A 15,929-nucleotide genomic window follows, 5' to 3' on the forward strand; every position below is an offset into this window, starting at 1 on the left:
TTCCAGTTTATTTTCTCGTTATATGGATCGTATACGTTTTGACTTCTCCCGTCTGCGCTGTGCAGGTGACCGTAAATACATTATCACCGCGCTCCAGATCGTATGTACCTGTTCCGCTGATCACAGAAGTTGATGCTACAGCCGTTGCTGTGATCTCTGCCGTTTTCACCTTCTTCTTAACAGTCAGATCATAAGATTCTGTTTCCGGATCAAATACCGGTGTCAGTTCCTGATCCGTTACAGCAAGTGTTGCCAGATAGTTATTCGGATTATTGTTATCTGTCGGTCTTATGCAGGCTGTTTCAGGCATTTCCGTATATACCGGAATATAAAATACAAGCTGGTCGCCTGTCTGACATGCCTTGCTCATTTTCTGTGCCTCACTTGCTGCTGCCTGCACATTCGTCATGTACTGGTGCTTATACAGACCATTCTTTGTATTTACCACATTAAATTTCTGGAAATATAATGTATTTTGTCCTACCTTCACATATTTCTGCGCAACATACTCTGCACCGCCCAGAAGTGACTTATATCTTGTATTCCATGGACGTTCATAATTATTGGCACCACTTGTCTGCCCGGATGCATAGATCAATCCCTGCTTTGTCGGGGAATTGCCGCCGGATGCATAAGCACCGATATTATAATAGTTAAATATGTTTTCAAGACCGTCTACGGTTCCTTTGATGCTGTCACTCTTTCCTTTTCCCTGTTCCTGATAACATCTGGCTGCCAGATGATACGGGCTGACACCTACCTGCTGCCCGATCTCAAGAAATGTATCCGCATAACTGCACACAGAACCATCCGTTTCTGTATAATCCCCGCTCATAAAAGAACCTGCCAGCAGTGCCTTGATCCCTTCTGCATTCTGATAGGCTTCATATTCCAGTGATTCAAACTGAAATACCGAAGTCTCTCCCAGAAAATTTCTTGGATCCAGATAATACTGTACCAGTGCAGTGGAAGCTGCCACCCAGCTGCCGCCGTCGAAACCGTACCATGTATTCTTCTTTCGATTATATGCAGTATTTTCCAGAGATTTCCAGGAAACGATCGCATTTTTGCTGACCAGGTTTTTGCCAACCGCACTTTCCGCTGCCACAACATCATTCCATGCCAGATTTGTCTGGACTGCCTTAAATGTCCACTCCGGATGCGCTGTATGCAGTTGTCGGAGTGGCTGCTTGTAGCTTTCCGGGAAGCCCTGCATGGTCAGATAACTTTCAAACTCCGCATCTGTCAGAGGCGTTACCTGTCCGGCATTATTGACATCCGAAGGGGCTGTCGTTTGCTGTGTCGGATCTGTTGTCGGCTGCACAGGATCTGCCGCCGGCTCCTGCTTCGTCTCGTTTATCTTCAACAGATCACTTCTGACATAGCCAGTTTTTTTCTTTCCTCCGTATTTGAAGGAAATCTTATACCATGTATAGCCATCTGATCCTTTTTTACTGCTTTTTACCGTAATAGCCGTATCCTTCATCAGCTGACAGACCACATTCCCAGTTACGGGTTTCTTACGGATCCTGACATAATTTCCATTGATTGTACCGTTTTTCTTTACTGCTACCGCCTGATTTGCCGTTCCCGCATTATTCTGTGCATTTCCCGTATTTGTCTGATTCGTTGTACTCTGTGCTGCATCCTTTGCAATACCGGATACATCCAATACGGTGGTGGATTCGTCTGTCTGTGCTGCTAACGTTGAATCAGTTGCTGTCTGGTCTGCTGCTTTTGCATCCTTTTTATAGTTAACATAATCCGAAATTATGTACCCTGTATAGTTAGTTCCATTCTTCGTAAAAGTGACCCTATACCACTTTTTCCCTGCGCTGTCCTTAATGGTCTTGGTCACACGGAGCTGATCTCCTGCCGTAACAGTCGTCACCTTTTCTGCAGCTGTACCTGCGCTCTTTCGGACATTGACTCCCGTTCCCGTTACCGTTCCGGTTCCTTTTGCCATGACAGGCACTGCCAGAAGTGTCACAGAAAGTGTTGTCATGCTCCAAAAAGCGGCCAGTTTCCTGCCTTTTTCTCCCTTTACACCGTTTCGATTCATGTTATCATTCCTTTATCTGTCAAAAAGCATTCCATTTTTGCAAAATATCTCTTTTTTATCATACTATCCGCCCCTATAATCGTCAACCAAAATATAGTAGACAAATTCTGAATTTTTGCTTAATTATGCCACATCTTGTAGATTGACAGAATTTTATGTAGTTGGAACGAAGTTTCCTATTACATAAAAAAACAACGAACACTTGTACATGTCCGCTGTTTAGTTTCTTCAGTATTTTATATTTATTTTTTATAGGCCGCCACAACCATTCTTTCATCTTCCGAACCATAGGCACAGGTAGACAATAAAAGCAGCTTATCTTCCTTTTCCGGCTGTTCATACCATGTCGCATTTTTCTGCATCTGTTTCAGATACTCAGGCAGACTGTCCGCATCCCTTGGGATCTCCTCGTATGCAAAGTAGTCCTCTTTTGTCAGATCGATCTGCAGAACGGCAAACACTTCGTATGTGTCAAAGCCCTCTCCCATATCCAGCAGAATCTCGCTGTGCACCTGTCTGAAGTCCTTGTCCCTGTACTGCTTCAGACTGCCAAACATCGTACCGTCCTTCATGTGATGCCCGTGCAATAGCAGTACCGGAACATCCGGGCCGCAGTTTTCGTCCAGAAAAATGGTTCCGTGCGCATTTTTCTCCCCATAAAAATTATGGTTCAGATAATAGCTGTTATTCCGCTGCACAACAGGATATTCGATCTCCGTATCCGGAATATACAGATATGCTACATAATCCGCATTTATCTTCTGATAAACAGAAGCATCCATCTGCAATAGATCCTGTTCTTCCTGCTCTCCGTCTTTTGCATTTTCCGAATCATTCTCTGCTACAACTTCCGTCTGCGCCTGTCTGCCAAGCGTCCGCAGCTCTTCATCCATATTCTTTTCCTGTCTGTAATCACTATAATAGCGCAAAAGCCAAACAGCACATACAGCAAACACGATCAGGCAGACTATTCCCATAAAAAGAAGCAGGAGATCCTGCTTCTTTTTGTTATGCTTCATCGATTGCCTTTCCGATGTCGTGCCGCATATATTTATTGGCAAATGAAACCCATTCGGTCGCTTCATATGCTTTCTTTCTTGCCTGCTTGAGATCGTCGCCCTTGGCTGTGATGCCAAGTACACGTCCGCCGTTTGTCACGATCCTGCCATCTGCAAACTTTGTGCCTGCATGGAAGCAGAAATAATCATCTTTTCCGTCAAATGCCTCCAGTCCTTCGATCGGGAGTCCCTTTTCGTAAGAAACCGGATATCCATCGGATGCCAGTACCACACAGACTGCTGCATTGTCTTCAAATTCTACCTTGATCTGATCCAGTGTACCGTCGATGCAGGCATTGCATACATCAATGATATCATTTTTCATACGCGGCAGAACAACCTGTGCTTCCGGATCGCCGAATCTCGCATTGTATTCCAGCACCTTCGGGCCTTTTTCTGTCAGCATCAGACCGAAGAAGATAACGCCCTTGAATTCTCTGCCCTCTGCCTTCATGGCATCTACCGTTTTCTGGAAGATATATTTATGGCAGAACTCATCCACTTCTTTTGTATAGAACGGGCTCGGGGAGAAGGTTCCCATACCGCCTGTATTTAAGCCCTGATCACCGTCTTTGGCACGCTTGTGATCCTGCGCGCTTGACATGATCTGGATCGTATTACCGTCTACGAAGGAAAGAACAGATACCTCACGACCTGTCATGAATTCCTCTACTACCATGCGATTGCCGGCAGAACCGAATTTCTTATCCTCCATGATCTCTTTCACACCGTCTATGGCTTCCTGCTTTGTATTGCAGATCAGAACACCCTTACCGAGTGCCAGACCGTCTGCCTTTAAAACGATCGGATACTCTGCCGATTCCAGATAAGCAAGTGCTGCCTTCGGGTCATCGAAGGTTTCGTACGCTGCTGTCGGGATATCGTATTTTTTCATCAGATCCTTGGAAAATGCCTTGCTTCCCTCCAGGATCGCTGCATTTTTGCGTGGTCCGAATGTGCGGATGCCTGCCTTTTCCATTTCGTCTACAAGACCGCCTACCAGCGGATCATCCATACCGACGATCACAAGATCGATCGCTTTTTCTTTTGCAAATGTAACCAGTTTATCAAACTCCATTGCACCGATCGCCACACACTCTGCAAGCTGTGCGATTCCTGCATTTCCCGGTGCACAATAGATCTTATCCACTTTATCACTTTTTGCGACACTTGCTGCGATCGCATGCTCTCTGCCGCCGCTTCCAACGATTAAAACTTTCATTGCTGCCTCCCGTTATTTTATAAACACTTTACCGTCCTGTATCTGTACTCTGCCGTTTGCGATCCAGTCAATCGCCTGTGGCAGAAGCTGCCATTCCGCTTCTTCCATGACACGCTGCTGCAATACCTTCGGCGTATCATCCTGCTTTACACAGACTGCCTTCTGACAGATGATCGGGCCTGTATCTGTTCCTTCATCCACAAAATGTACAGTCGCACCCGTCACCTTAACGCCGCGCGCCAGCACGCCTTCATGCACCTTCAGCCCATAATAGCCTTTGCCGCAGAAGGAAGGGATCAGAGATGGATGGATATTGATGATCCTGCCCCGGTAAGCCTGCACCATTTCAGCCGGGATATTTACAAGAAATCCTGCTAATACGATCAGATCCGGCTTCAGTTCATCCACACCCTGCAGCAGTGCCTGATTAAATGCTTCTCTTGTCTCATACTCCTTTGGAGAAATACAGACAGCCGGTATTTTTTTTGCCTTTGCACGCTCCAGCGCATAAGCACCAGCATTATTACTGATCACACCGGCAATACGTGTGTTGGTGATCTTACCGCTTTCCACCGCATCCAGAATTGCCTGCAGGTTCGTACCGCCGCCCGATACACAGACTACTACGTTTAACATAAGGTAACTCCTTTTTCTCCTGCTTCGATCTGACCGATGATATACGGTGTATCGCCGGCTTCTTTCATAGCTGCCATTGTTTTCTCCACATCAGCAGGATCTACCGCAACAACCATACCGATACCCATGTTGTAGGTATTGTACATCATCTGTTCTTCAATATCGCCTGTTTTCTGCAGAAGTTTGAAGATAGCCGGTACTTCGTAGCTGTCTTTCTTGACAACCGCACGTACGCCGTCCGGAAGCATTCTCGGAATATTTTCATAGAAACCGCCGCCTGTGATATGGCTGCAGCCTTTTACCTTAACACCGGCATTTTTTACTGCTTTCAGTGCTTTTACATAAATTCTGGTCGGTGCTAAAAGAGCTTCGCCAAGCGTCTTGCCCAACTCATCATAATAGGTATCCAGGCTTTCCTTTGTCATTTCAAATACTTTACGGACTAAAGAGAATCCGTTGCTATGTACGCCTGAGCTTGCCATACCGATCAGTACATCGCCCGGCTTCATATCGGATCCGTTGATCAGATCCTTTTTATCCACTACGCCGACAGCGAATCCTGCCAGATCGTATTCATCTTCTTCCATCAGACCCGGATGCTCTGCTGTCTCACCGCCTACCAGTGCACATTCAGACTGGATACAGCCTTCTGCCACACCTTTGACGATCGTAGCGATCTTTTCCGGATAGTTTTTACCACATGCAATATAATCAAGGAAGAACAAAGGCTCTCCACCGGAGCATGCAATATCATTTACACACATAGCCACCGCATCAATACCGATCGTATCATGCTTGTCCATCACAAATGCCAGTTTTACCTTTGTTCCGCAGCCGTCTGTTCCGGAAAGAAGGATCGGCTCCTCCATGTTTTTGATGGCACTTAAGTCAAACGCACCTGCAAATCCGCCGATGCCGCCAAGCACTTCCGGTCTCATGGTAGCCTGTACATGCTTTTTCATCAGCTCCACTGATTTGTAACCGGCTTCAATGTCTACTCCTGCTTTCTTGTAATCCATTTTTGTTCTCCTCTTTATTTATTGTAATTTTTATAGCCTACTTCCTGTAAATGGGCGTCCTTCTTCTGTACAGATTCCTTTAAGCTCTGGGAATATGCTTTCAGTCTGTCAAGAAGTGCTGCATCACTTGTTGCTAAGATCTTGGCTGCCAGAAGTCCCGCATTGGCTCCGCCGTTGATCGCAACAGTCGCAACCGGAATACCGGATGGCATCTGCACGATGGAATACAGGGAATCTCTGCCCCCAAGACTTGTCGTATGCATTGGGATACCGATGACAGGCATCGGAAAGATTGCTGCACACATACCCGGCAGATGTGCTGCCATACCTGCGCCCGCGATGATCACCTTGAATCCCTTTGCCTCTGCTCCTTTGGCATATTCAAAAAATACGTCCGGTTCTCTGTGGGCGGAAATGATCGTCATTTCATATGAAATACCAAGTTCCTCCAGAATATCTGCTGCTTTGCTCATAATAGGCATATCTGAATCAGAGCCCATTACAATTCCTACCTGTGCCATGCTGTATCCTCCATTCATCTTTACTGTTATCAATCATTGCTTTTTTGCAATCATACAATATTTTAAAAGGTTCTTTCTCTATCGTCAATACGAAATGTCACATTCCTTCGAGCGGTTTGTTCAGCTCTTCCGTACCCGGCAGTACAAACCTGCCGTCTTTGATGATCCATTTCTCCTCGCCGTCCGCTGTAACACCGTAGAGCGCGCCCAGTTCATCATATGGGATCGTGATATCCGTATGGCACTGGAAATATGCCTTGTCCATATCCTCTTTGCGCAAAACAGAGATTTCATTGTCTCTGGCAATGATCTCTTTTCCGTCGGGATTATAAACAGCCACATCCTCAGCGTGTGAATAACAGGTATCTCCGAATGCGAAATGCGGCCCTGTTTTCTCTGCGATCAGGATCGGCAGTCTGTCTTCGATCTCATACATCCGTCCCATACGGTAAGCGGTCGTATTCGTACCGATCGCAAATTCTCCCATCGGAAGTGTTTCGTGATGATATAAAATGTTGTCTTTAATTAACTTTTTACCCTCTGCAGGATCTGCAAAGTTAGCACAGTCGTACTCTGTTACCCTGCCATCCTTCACATGGATCTCAAGCTCTGTATATTCCAGCTCATTCAGATAAACACGGCTGACATAGAGCGTGCCTTCCGTTCCCGCCAGCTTCGGAGAAGTAAATACCTCGCCCACCGGAATATTGACATCTGCCACGCAGTTTTCAAACTTTGTCTGCTTTGCCGGATCTGTCAGGTCGGTTAACATAACTTTCAGATCTGTCTTATTTCCGTTTGTCCCTATGATCCGGGCATACGCACATGTATCCAGCACATCGATCATCTTCTGCTGCAGATCCTCGTACGTCTGATAATCCAATGTATTCAGGCGGATCGTTTCATCCATGATCGCCGGATACTCTTCCCCGATCTCAGGGATCGGATAGGCAATGATCGTAAAGCTTCTTTCTTCTCCCGGGATATAGCTGTTGATGATCTGACCGAGCTGTCCGTAATACCAGGTTGAAAGCTCCTGCTGCTTCTTACTAAGCTGACATGCCTCTTTCTGCAAAACAGGGGTAAACGGCGTTTCACCGAATACCTCGATCCAGGCAGGTCCCGCATGCACAGCGGAGAGTTCCTTCTTTTGCTCGTATGCTTCCTTCTGTACCTCCAAACGGCGGCTTACAAACTTCTTATCCAGGAAAAGTGCCTCATCCTCCCGGTGATCGTATTCATACTGTTTATTCGGACTTTCGGAATAATAGCCGCCCACCGAGGTTCCTCTCTTGGTAAAGATGCTGTGTGATGTCCGCATCATTGTCACATCAAGTCCCATTTCTTTAAAGTTGTCTATAGCTAATTTTACAACCCGTTCAAAGCCGATCGGATACACGATCTGCGCAACCTTCTTTTTGGACAGATCCTTATTGCCCTTGATAAAACCGATCCGATACCCTTCTGTATAAGTATCTGCCATCAGCTGCAGTTTTTCCGGCTCCATATTGTTTAAATAGGCTGCTGTCAGTCTCTGGTTATCCGTGATATATTCACCGTATCTGTACAGATACCGCTCATCCGACAGATCCGATTCCATGATGATACGATATGCAAAATCTGATGCCGGATCTACCTTTTCGCTGACACGCTTTACGGTTTCCTCTTCCATATAATCGTAGATGAAAAAGTACACGATCTCTTTCAGCTGCTGCACCGCCGGCTCCCGATCCTGATCCGCATAGCTGTATACAAAGCTGCTGTATATCTCCAGAAAGAACTCCATATGGATCACAAGTTCATCCAGATTCTGTTCAAAGATTTCCGGGATCACAGAACGCATCTGCGTATAAACAAAGGACAGGATCTGCCCGTAGTCGTCTCCCAGCATGGAAACCGCATAAACCGGATTCGCATAACTTTCCTCATACAGATCCGGCAGTACATCCGCAAACATCACTTCATTTGCACTGCGCAGTTCTTCCGTACTTTTATCAAAATAACTGCCCGCCTTGATATCTTCATAGATCTGACTCATCTCCAAAAGGAAAAAAGCCACCCGTCTAAAATAAGAACAGTATGGCTCCTTTACAGTTTCTTCCTTATGAATTTCAGTCAGTCTTTCCTTTGCAAGTTCATATCTTTCTTCCATCATAATCCAAACACTCCCGCATACAAAATAAATCCTGTGGCACAGACGCCGATTCCGTTTAATAGAATACCCAAATCCGGGAAGAAATAAAACTTATCCTTCTCCATTCTGGATAAAATACCGAATACCAGTCCTGCGATTGAAAAAAGCATGGCTACTAAAATAACCGTGCCAAGCCTCGCACTTGCCCGTCCGCCAATCCGGAACGAAGAAAATACTGCCAGCCCGATCGAGACATCTGACAGTATTCCAAGTACGGTTGACATAATACCACGTTCCGACTGACTTTTATTCGTAAACATAAAATTCTTTTTACGACCTTTATGCATAACGTCCCCTTTAGAACATGATCTTTGATTTACCGGCAAGCAGCTTCGCACCGGATATGATGAGCAATACGCCGCCTGCGATTCCCACCACGATAGAGATCACACCGAATACAATATTTAAAGCACCGCTTCCTGCCATTGTTTTATAGATTTTTTCTTCCATATGATTTCCTTTCCGACTACAACTGTCTATGCCCGCGCACCATACTGCTCATAATACGCATCGATTGCTGCCTTGATCTGATCATCGATCACAACTCTGCCGCCGCACTCTTTATTGTACAGATGCTCTGTTACCTCTGCCATAGATACGATCGCATTTGCATCAATGCCATATAATTCCTTAATTTCATCAAGTGCTGACTTCTCGCCGCCTTTTCCGACTTCCATACGGTTTAAGGATACCATCAGACCGATGACTTCCACATCTGCCTGTGCTTTCAGGATTGGGAAGGTTTCTTCAATGGATTTGCCGCTCGTCGTCACATCCTCGATGATCACTACCTTATCTCCATCCTTCAGCTTGCTGCCAAGCAGAATTCCTGTGTCGCCATGATCCTTGACTTCCTTTCTGTTGGAACAGTAACGGATATCTTTTCCATATAAATTGCTGATCGCGATCGTTGTCGCAACAGTCAGTGGAATGCCCTTATAAGCAGGCCCGAACAGAACATCAAAATCCAGTCCGTAAGTATCATGGATTGCCTTTGCGTAATACTCGCCGAGCTTCATCAGCTGTGAGCCTGTCACATAAGCACCTGCATTCATGAAAAATGGAGACTTTCTACCGCTCTTTAATGTGAACTCGCCAAATTTCAAAACATCACTTGCTACCATAAATTCGATAAATTCCTGTTTATACTGTTCCACTTTGCTGTGTCCTCCTTATTGTAAGCCGTTTGGGCGTTTGTATCGTTCTAATTTTTCTTCCTACTGTACCAATACTGTGCCATTTTTATTTTACCCTACTTGAATATTTTCATATTGTTCCAATCCTTTAAACAAAGAATCTTGCGTGACATGCATATATAAATCTGTTGTCAATTGTAACTGTGAGTGTCCCAGTATTGCCGAAACTGTTTTTATTGGAACCTGTGCTTCCAACCATCTAGTTGCAAAAGTATGGCGAAAACAATGTGGGGTAATCTTTTCAAAAACTAAATTTGGGTAATTCTTATGTATTTTCTTTATTATACCGTTTATACATTCAGAAACAAGAAATTGTGTAGTCGGTCGATTATTTTTTGTCACAAAAACAAGATTTTCAAATCCTTTCATTGGTTCTCTATGACTACTGACAAGTGTCTGTTTCATAAAATGTTGCTGCTTTAGAGCTTTAATCGCTTTTGTTGTCAACGGAATATCTCGCATTCCTTTGTTGGTTTTCGTTGGATGAAGCTCAAATATATATTTCCCATCCTTTGAAAAATACGTCATGGAATGATTTACATGAATTAACTTCTTTCGATAATCAATGTCTTCCCACTGTAGCCCCGAAAGTTCTCCAATACGCATACCTGTTTCAAGTGACACCACAAAAAGATTGTAATAAAACGTATCTTCCGCTTCTTTCAAGAAAATAGCCGTTTCTTCAACAGTCAGCACACGTCTAGTTTTTTTGTCCTCTCTTGTTACATCTGTAGTAATCTGCTTTGCAACATTTTTTGTAATGAGGTCACTGGCTAATGCTTTATCAAGCATATCTACAAGAATTTTCTTGCTATTTCTTCTCTCATTATCCGTTTTAAGATCATTGATCGCATCCTGCATGACAACCAAATTTAATTTATTAAGTTTTCTCCACCCTAATGCTTTTTTCACACGTTTATAGTGTCTGGCATATGTATCTTTTGTATTATTCCTGCAATTCTTCTTACAAGTATCCATCCATTTTACAAACCATTCATCAAGCGTCATATTATTATTGACCACATTGATTGCTCTCTCATCTGCAAATATTGCTTCACGCAACTTCTTTTGAATGCCATTATAGGTTTTATCAGATATTACTTGTCTTTTGCCAAATCTGTTCGTAAAACGTGCAATGTATAAACCATCTTCTTTACGCTGGCTAATCCCTTTTCCAAGTTCTTTACCATTTAATGATTTACCCATGTATATCAATCCTTTCTGATTTGTTTAGTAAATCAAAAAGTCAAGCATAGATATACCCAATTAGTATACCATTACCCACTTTTCTTTTCAACCAACAAATCTCCTATTCACAATTTTCAGTTCTACATCGATTCATTGTCGATCCATTTATCTAATTTTCTTTTATTGGCATACCAACGATTTCCTATCTGCACTCCAAACCCATTATATCCTCTAACAAGTTCTCTTGCTTTTGTTTGTCCTATGCCAAGATAATCACATAATTCTTTTATATTAAGCAATATCTTATTGTCATAAATTGCCGTTCCAGTCATTCTTTTTCCACATCCTTACAATCATCTATAAATAACAATATGGGTATCACTTTAATAGCAATACCCATATCCACTAATTCTGTTCCATATTCAATTATATCTATCCAGCAGCTCCTGGTATTCTTTTCTAATCTTTTCAAACTCAACATAAGCGTCAGCATATTTCTTCCGGCATTTTTTAGCATCCTGAATACACTGCTCATATTCAGCCTTCAGCATATCCACAACACGCATATTTTTCCTGAGTCTCTCGTTTTCTGCTTTAAGCTTCTTATTTTCACTAACAAGCAGGTTATTTATCCATGCATAAATCATCATCTTCCATAACTTTCTGAACTCGATCTTGTTCAGCTTTGATAGATGATGCTAAATTTTCAATGAATGTTTTCGGGAATGAAAGTCCGGCAAGGTAAAGCACAGTTCATTCTTGAGGGCAACAATTTCAGCTAAAGCCTCATAAGCATTAATTCTTGCCTGTAGCGATTCATCCATTGAAGGAAGTATCACAACCAAGCCAACCTTTTTACCCGGATTTTCTGCAATGGCTTGTGCTAAAAATCCACCTAATCCACTACCTGTTCCTCCAGCAAGTGAAAATATAACAAAGATATACTGCTCTGTTACTTGCTGATCCAACACATCCATAACTTCATCAATGGACTCTGACAAGACCATTTTCGCCTTACTACGATTCTTTGAAGCTCCCTCACCTCCCGGAATATGTAGTTTATTCGGACTATTGATCAAATCCAAATCCTGTTTTGCAAGGTTTACATAATACGCTTTAAACCCTTTCTTTTCTAGCATTTGTGCTACATTTCCACCAGCAGCACCTACCGCTAAAAATCGAATATCCTCTTTCAATGTATTACTCTTCATGCAACAAAACCTCCTTGATCTGCTTTCCTTTTGCTGTAATATAAAACATATCTGCTTTCCACTACCATTTTAGGCGCACACACATAATCATGCTTATAAATCCATTTGCCATCACAAAATACATTTTTTCTAAGACTATATCTCAACTCACCATTGATATATGATCCATCAAGTAAACTGTATTTATTCCATGCTTTTGTAATACAACGCCCATAATTTGATAGCCATGTGTCTTTATAATCCATCAATTTTACAAATATTTCATCTATACCATACGGTATTATATTCAGAGCATCTATATCCAGTATTCTTTCAGGACTGATCTCTTTATATTCCCTAGTAATATGGAACTTCATAGTATCCGAAAATGTAAATTCTTTTTCCATCTTTTTTCTACTATATTCCTTATCATATAATGCTTCACATTCTCTACAAGCACCTCTGTAATACTTAACGCCGTTAGCACTTGACAATCTGAATCTTTCTAATGGTAGTTCCCTCCCGCATTTCTTACATATTTTGGTTTCTTTATTATCACTAATCATGTTCCTCCTTTTTCATAAATCAGAGGTCAAGAAATAGGTTCGACATAAATGACGAACCTTAATAAACTGCTATATGCAGCAGTCGTGTTATTCAATTTCTCATATTGGAAAATGTGCAGAAATCGCACAAATGATAGGTTCAAATGAACCTCGCAAGATATTCTTGAACTCCGATACAGACTTTCTTTTACTTCCTGTCTGTTGGGAAACATCCATACATTTATTTTGAATCGGTGTATATCTGCCGATTATTATACTTAAAGTTCTACTGTTACTACTGGGTTATATTCAGGAACTTTATTTAAAAGCTATTTCTCTCATAATTTCACTAGAATAAATATGTATATTAAAATCTAATCTTCTTGATAAATTTAATGCGTTTTTAAAACAAGGATATTTTTTTATAAATAAATCATCCTGTATTTGTTCCAAGACTGATTTATTGAACCAAATCCAATCATCACTTGTAATATATAATCCCATCTTTATTTGAGCCATCATCTACTAGCTCCTGCATGATGTTTTTCTATTGCTTTCTCTTTTAATCTTTTCTTCAATTCCTTACTAGCTCTAAATATAACTCTTATACTGCTCGGTACTACAATAATATTATCTCTATTTGGATCATTTATCTCATGCTCTTTTACCAAAGTTGTATAAAAAGTACCCATCCCTTTTATCTTCACTTTATCACCTTCAGCCAACGCTTCTGAAATGATATCTGCAAATGCATCCAAAAATTCCTCAGCTTGGTATTTATAAATGTTACACCGTTCATGCAATGCATCTATTAGCTCTAGTTTATTCAGTTTCATTTTTTACCTCCTTCATATCTAATGAAATCATAGTTTCTTTTACTCTGTTTTTTCTTGATTATATACAGTAGAAATGTGCCGCATTTTGGGGCTTTATGATGGCAGTTGATAATTTCCCCAACATAATATTTCAAGGCACATAAATAAGCCCTCTATCAATCATTATTGACTAATAAAGGACTTATTTATATGTCTTGCTATTACATTTTATCTATGCTTTTCTTCCTGATTTACTGTACCATTTTCTGTGCCATTTTTATATCAATCTACATCAAATGGCGATAACTTACGATAGTTTTTATTACTGTCAATTTCTTATGCATACCGCATAAACACAGTGAATATAGGCTTTTTATAAGGCTAAAATTGGACTGTCACAGAGAATTCGATAAATTCCTGTTTATACTGTTCCACTTTGCTGTGTCCTCCTTATTGTAAGCCGTTTGGGCGTTTGTATCATTCTAGCATATGAAGTAAGTATACCATTACCTACTTTTCTTTTCAACCAACAAATCTTATGCTTCAGCATATATCAGATCTGTCTCTTTTTATCAGGTATATGATTTTTTATGTTATACTGCTGTTTGTGTAATTGAAAAGAAAGCAGGATGTGATTTTCCGAGTTATGCCCTCTAGTATTACGAAAGAGGGGGTGATGCCAATGAACACATTAGAAGTGCTTACACTTTTATTAGTTGTTTTTGCGGCTCTGTCTTACATAGATAACCATAACGGCAAAAAGAAATAGCATCCCCAACCCTCGCAAAGTTTAGGATGCTATTCTTATTAGTTTTTCTCAACTGAGGGCAAATCGGAGTCATATCCGATTCACTTTCTAAGTAGATTATACACCAGGGCACTTGATTATTCAAGTGCCCTTTATAAACTAACCTGTACACCAATCTTCTATTCACATTTTTCTTATCTTTTATGTTGTACCACCTTATAAATTTTTAAACGTAATTCATACAGCAAAGCTATTTTGCTTCCTTACGTTCTTTGTCTGTATTTTCTCCCATATAATTCGCCTCAGCTTACCGTCTATAAATTGCATTGACACCATATTTGTATATTGACCTATTCTGTAATTCTCACATTACACAAATTACCTACTCATAAACAGAAAGAATCCAACAATAATAAGTATCAACGCTCCAAGCAATTCATTAAACACTCCAATAATACTGCACACGACAACTGCAATCAAAAATATTGCTGTGCCATTACCACCGCCACCAGACGAAGAACTACCACTATGCATACTACTATTATTGTCATCCCAACTGTAGCCTTCACCACAGCCACATCTTCCCTGTTTGCCATCATGTGGGAAGTGATTATCTCCATCATACATAAGTACACCCCATTATCAAATGTTCTAGTTGCTTCTATTAATAAAATTATACCATACCTCACTAAAATATGGTATATCAGATAATCTAATATCCACAATATCCCCTATATAAAACCATTGATTTAATCCAACTGCTAATCTTCATACGAACCATAGGGACGCACTTCATATTTAATCAATGTGCCGACTCAAAATAATATCTATTTTCCAAAAGTTTTTACAGAAATAAAAAACACTCTCACTTTCGGCTTCTTTGATCTCGGAAAATGTCATTTCCTTTTCTGCGATTGTGAAGTTGTTGAGTTTGATAATTACTTTTTCATGGTTATCAACCATCCTTTCTTTTTTAATTTTGGGTATAAAAATAGCATCTTATCGATTGATAAGATGCTTATTTTGCGTTTTTTGATATGTGGTTTTAGCTATTTCTTATTTGCTCTAACTTCTGCTAATTGTTTCTGCAACACTTCAATTTGTGATTGAATTTCTTTTTCTTGTTGCTCAGATTCATCAATATATTCCATAATTTCCCCTGGTTGGACTTTTAGATATTTGCATACTTTATCTATTGTGTCTGAGCTTACATTTTTATTTTGTGAAAATTTTTGTGGGGTATTTACTGATATACCTGCATTACATAAATCTTTCCATTGCATTTTACGTTCTTTCAGAATGTTTGCAAGTTTATAATAAACTATCATATTTTTCTTTCCCTCCATTTCTCAAGTTATATTTTATCACATTTTTTTGTTATTTTCAACAAAATAATGCACGCTATAAAAGAGCAGATGTAGGATTACAATACATGTGTTACAACTGAATAATTAAAAAGCAGAGATACTCTCTTTGTGTTATATTTTAGTCACCACAACAAAAATTAACTTAAAAGGAGTTCTCTGCTATGGCTA

At 41.0% G+C, this 15,929-nt stretch carries 20 protein-coding genes; all 20 read right to left on the bottom strand.

Going from position 1 to position 15,929, the window contains the following annotated elements:
* Positions 1 to 7 precede the first annotated feature (7 nt).
* Positions 8 to 2,062 (bottom strand): SH3 domain-containing protein, encoded by a 2,055-nt coding sequence (locus KQI22_RS12640; protein WP_216552907.1) that lies wholly within the window; start codon positions 2,060 to 2,062, stop codon positions 8 to 10.
* 242 nt (positions 2,063 to 2,304) lie between these two features.
* Complete coding sequence (srtB, locus tag KQI22_RS12645; RefSeq protein ID WP_216552910.1) at positions 2,305 to 3,081, bottom strand: class B sortase; 777 nt, start codon at positions 3,079 to 3,081, stop codon at positions 2,305 to 2,307.
* Entirely contained in the window at positions 3,071 to 4,342 is a 1,272-nt protein-coding gene (purD, locus tag KQI22_RS12650; RefSeq protein ID WP_216552912.1) for a phosphoribosylamine--glycine ligase, read from the bottom strand. The genes srtB and purD overlap by 11 nt, the downstream gene beginning before the upstream one ends.
* 12 nt (positions 4,343 to 4,354) lie before the next feature.
* Complete coding sequence (gene purN / locus KQI22_RS12655; RefSeq protein WP_216552914.1) at positions 4,355 to 4,978, bottom strand: phosphoribosylglycinamide formyltransferase; 624 nt, start codon at positions 4,976 to 4,978, stop codon at positions 4,355 to 4,357.
* Positions 4,972 to 5,997 (bottom strand): phosphoribosylformylglycinamidine cyclo-ligase, encoded by a 1,026-nt coding sequence (gene purM / locus KQI22_RS12660; RefSeq protein ID WP_216552916.1) that lies wholly within the window; start codon positions 5,995 to 5,997, stop codon positions 4,972 to 4,974. Before purM ends, purN begins: the two co-directional genes overlap by 7 nt.
* A gap of 14 nt (positions 5,998 to 6,011) precedes the next feature.
* On the bottom strand, positions 6,012 to 6,518 hold the full coding sequence (purE, locus tag KQI22_RS12665; protein ID WP_216552918.1) for a 5-(carboxyamino)imidazole ribonucleotide mutase: 507 nt from the start codon (positions 6,516 to 6,518) through the stop codon (positions 6,012 to 6,014).
* A gap of 97 nt (positions 6,519 to 6,615) precedes the next feature.
* Positions 6,616 to 8,673, bottom strand: a complete 2,058-nt coding sequence (locus KQI22_RS12670; RefSeq protein ID WP_216552920.1) for an aminopeptidase — start codon at positions 8,671 to 8,673, stop codon at positions 6,616 to 6,618.
* A complete protein-coding gene (locus tag KQI22_RS12675; RefSeq protein WP_253293637.1) occupies positions 8,670 to 8,972 on the bottom strand; it encodes a DUF6142 family protein in 303 nt (100 codons plus the stop codon). Before KQI22_RS12675 ends, KQI22_RS12670 begins: the two co-directional genes overlap by 4 nt.
* A 37-nt stretch (positions 8,973 to 9,009) precedes the next feature.
* The gene (locus tag KQI22_RS12680) at positions 9,010 to 9,162 is read right to left on the bottom strand and encodes a hypothetical protein (protein WP_022004122.1); all 153 of its coding nucleotides are present in this window, start codon (positions 9,160 to 9,162) and stop codon (positions 9,010 to 9,012) included.
* A gap of 26 nt (positions 9,163 to 9,188) precedes the next feature.
* Positions 9,189 to 9,869: an orotate phosphoribosyltransferase gene (gene pyrE, locus KQI22_RS12685; RefSeq protein WP_216552923.1), complete on the bottom strand. Its 681-nt coding sequence runs from the start codon at positions 9,867 to 9,869 to the stop codon at positions 9,189 to 9,191.
* A 90-nt stretch (positions 9,870 to 9,959) separates the two neighbouring features.
* Positions 9,960 to 11,114 carry a tyrosine-type recombinase/integrase gene (locus KQI22_RS12690; RefSeq protein ID WP_216552925.1) on the bottom strand — a complete coding sequence of 385 codons (1,155 nt, stop codon included), beginning with the start codon at positions 11,112 to 11,114 and terminating at the stop codon, positions 9,960 to 9,962.
* Between the two features lie 122 nt (positions 11,115 to 11,236).
* Complete coding sequence (locus tag KQI22_RS12695) at positions 11,237 to 11,428, bottom strand: helix-turn-helix domain-containing protein (protein ID WP_216552927.1); 192 nt, start codon at positions 11,426 to 11,428, stop codon at positions 11,237 to 11,239.
* A 90-nt stretch (positions 11,429 to 11,518) separates the two neighbouring features.
* A complete protein-coding gene (locus KQI22_RS12700) occupies positions 11,519 to 11,746 on the bottom strand; it encodes a hypothetical protein (RefSeq protein WP_216552930.1) in 228 nt (75 codons plus the stop codon).
* A gap of 48 nt (positions 11,747 to 11,794) precedes the next feature.
* Positions 11,795 to 12,307: a tubulin-like doman-containing protein gene (locus KQI22_RS12705; RefSeq protein ID WP_216552931.1), complete on the bottom strand. Its 513-nt coding sequence runs from the start codon at positions 12,305 to 12,307 to the stop codon at positions 11,795 to 11,797.
* A complete protein-coding gene (locus KQI22_RS12710; RefSeq protein ID WP_216552933.1) occupies positions 12,304 to 12,852 on the bottom strand; it encodes a hypothetical protein in 549 nt (182 codons plus the stop codon). Before KQI22_RS12710 ends, KQI22_RS12705 begins: the two co-directional genes overlap by 4 nt.
* Before the next feature lie 297 nt (positions 12,853 to 13,149).
* Positions 13,150 to 13,353: a hypothetical protein gene (locus KQI22_RS12715; RefSeq protein WP_216552935.1), complete on the bottom strand. Its 204-nt coding sequence runs from the start codon at positions 13,351 to 13,353 to the stop codon at positions 13,150 to 13,152.
* Entirely contained in the window at positions 13,350 to 13,667 is a 318-nt protein-coding gene (locus KQI22_RS12720; protein WP_216552937.1) for an HU family DNA-binding protein, read from the bottom strand. The genes KQI22_RS12715 and KQI22_RS12720 overlap by 4 nt, the downstream gene beginning before the upstream one ends.
* A 1,105-nt stretch (positions 13,668 to 14,772) precedes the next feature.
* Entirely contained in the window at positions 14,773 to 15,021 is a 249-nt protein-coding gene (locus KQI22_RS12725; RefSeq protein ID WP_216552939.1) for a hypothetical protein, read from the bottom strand.
* 171 nt (positions 15,022 to 15,192) lie between these two features.
* Positions 15,193 to 15,357: a hypothetical protein gene (locus tag KQI22_RS12730; RefSeq protein ID WP_216552941.1), complete on the bottom strand. Its 165-nt coding sequence runs from the start codon at positions 15,355 to 15,357 to the stop codon at positions 15,193 to 15,195.
* Positions 15,358 to 15,443: 86 nt separating this feature from the next.
* Entirely contained in the window at positions 15,444 to 15,722 is a 279-nt protein-coding gene (locus KQI22_RS12735; protein ID WP_216552943.1) for a helix-turn-helix domain-containing protein, read from the bottom strand.
* Between the last annotated feature and the right edge of the window lie 207 nt (positions 15,723 to 15,929).

Source organism: Kineothrix sp. MSJ-39 (assembly GCF_018917935.1).
In the GTDB taxonomy this organism is placed as follows: domain Bacteria; phylum Bacillota; class Clostridia; order Lachnospirales; family Lachnospiraceae; genus CAG-194.